Genomic DNA, 1,850 nt, shown 5'->3' with positions numbered 1-1,850 from the left:
AGTCGTCGTTCTTCTCGAACCGCGATACCGCACTAGCAAAGATGTTGTTGTCATCTGGTGTACGTTTTAGGTTATTACCCTCAAGACCAGTGACAAAAGAAGCCACATCTTCAGTATTGAGAGAAGCGATCATTTTAGGTTCAGCGTTTGGCGCTGCAACAAATGCACCCGGCATAAAGTCTGTTTCAAAAAGCTGCCAGTATTCACCGATCAGAGGAAGAACCACCTCTTCACCCGCTGCAAAACCATCAAACTTATCAGTTGGTTCAAGTTTGTGTAGATCACCCGTTACGCGAGAGATTTTAAACTGTTCATTGTCGACATCTAGGATCAAACGAATGCTGTGAAAGTAGATCGCCCAATCTTTTGAGTTAACTGCTTCGCCTTGGTTTACTAGCGTCATGTTGACCTTGTTACAAGATGCCCACTCAGCGCCCAAATCCTGACATGCCAGCCCCTCATTAGCACCATGGTTAGTGAGCACTTGATACTGGATATCAAGGTTATCAGCCAGTGAATTTACAACTTGTTGCTCAGAGCTTTGCAGAGCAGAACAACCTGCTAGTGTTGCGATAACAGAAGCAGCAATCAAACTAGGTTTCAACATCTTACTTTCCCCAAAAAGTCAGTGGTTCAAAACGACAATTACGCAATTTAAAAGCACCCAAATCTGTGGTGCTCAACAATGTCATTCAACATACAAGCAGTTATTTCTAAGCGTAAAATAAATAAAAGTAAGAAGTGATCCAGCTCAAACTCCACTCACCAAGAAAAAATATAAACACATTTATTTCATGCACTTACAACCAACGTCAAAATCGAACAACTTATTTTGACGAGTTTGTTGCGATCTAAATCACCGATTCCGATTGATTTGGTATGACTTTGTAGGATTCGGATCACATCTGATTATTTTGTGAACCATTAATAACAAACTCACCAATTTAGCTTTCGTGAAGTCAATCTCATTTTTAGCGTGTCAAAACTCGTCAATATTGTTTGAAATGACGTTTTTGTCGATTGGTTGGTCTATCCAATCGTTGCAAAAAATAGTTTTAAAGTGAGCTCTGGTGTCTAAGCTTTATTTGGGTATAAAGTAATATCCCCTGTGAGTTGTAGATGCTGAAATCAGAGTCTCACCATAAGATTCAGCCGAGGATAAAAACTATGTTTCGCCTAATGACACTGATGTCATCTCTTATTGTTATCTTTACCTCCTTTTCGTCCTACGCTGAGCCTCAACACTGGCGAGCTAAAAAAGGCGATACGGAATACATGATTATCGGCTCCGTACATGTCGGTGATAAAAGCATGTATCCACTTCCGAAAAACATCACTAAGTTTTTGGAACAAAGCTCGGGCTTAGTTATTGAGGCCGATGTAAGAAGTTCTGAAGGTGTGGTGTACCCAGTGAGTTCGATTCTCTCTAAAGACGTACTCGACAAAACTCAACGCCAACTGTTAGTGAACATCGCCAAAGATCTAGGCATGGCTGAAGCGCAACTTCTCAATGCGCCACCTTGGACCGCAGCTCTGACCATCCAACTCGCGCTAGTCAATAAGCTTGGCTACGTATCAGACGAAGGTGTAGACATGCATCTAATTGGTTTAGCTGAGAAAAAGCACCTCCCAGTCCTCTCGTTAGAATCGGTGCAGTTTCAAATCGATCTTATTGCTGGTCAGCCAAATGGTGGGCAAGAAATGCTGCTGTCCTCGATAGACGAATACGAAGGTGGTGACAAGCTTGTACAGTGTTTGATAGAAAGCTGGAAAAGTGGTGATGGAAGTATGCTGGAAGAGGCATCTTTAACAGACAAAGCGACGGAAGATTTTAACGAAGCGTTCTTATA

At 41.9% G+C, this 1,850-nt stretch carries 2 protein-coding genes; one reads left to right on the top strand and one right to left on the bottom strand.

What is annotated here, in order from left to right; all coding sequences use genetic code 11:
* Nucleotides 1–607 (bottom strand): carbohydate-binding domain-containing protein (locus tag R7O12_RS23965; RefSeq protein WP_318126536.1); only part of this gene is annotated, 607 nt, incomplete at its 3' end.
* 560 nt (nucleotides 608–1,167) lie between these two features.
* On the opposite strand from R7O12_RS23965, the gene R7O12_RS23960 reads away from it, so the two are divergent.
* On the top strand, nucleotides 1,168–1,850 hold a 683-nt coding region (locus tag R7O12_RS23960), incomplete at its 3' end, for a TraB/GumN family protein (RefSeq protein WP_318126535.1).

It is taken from the genome of Vibrio sp. Vb1574, assembly GCF_033338675.1.
The sequence above is the reverse complement of the archived record's forward strand: the minus strand, read 5'-3'. Positions and strand labels throughout refer to the sequence as shown.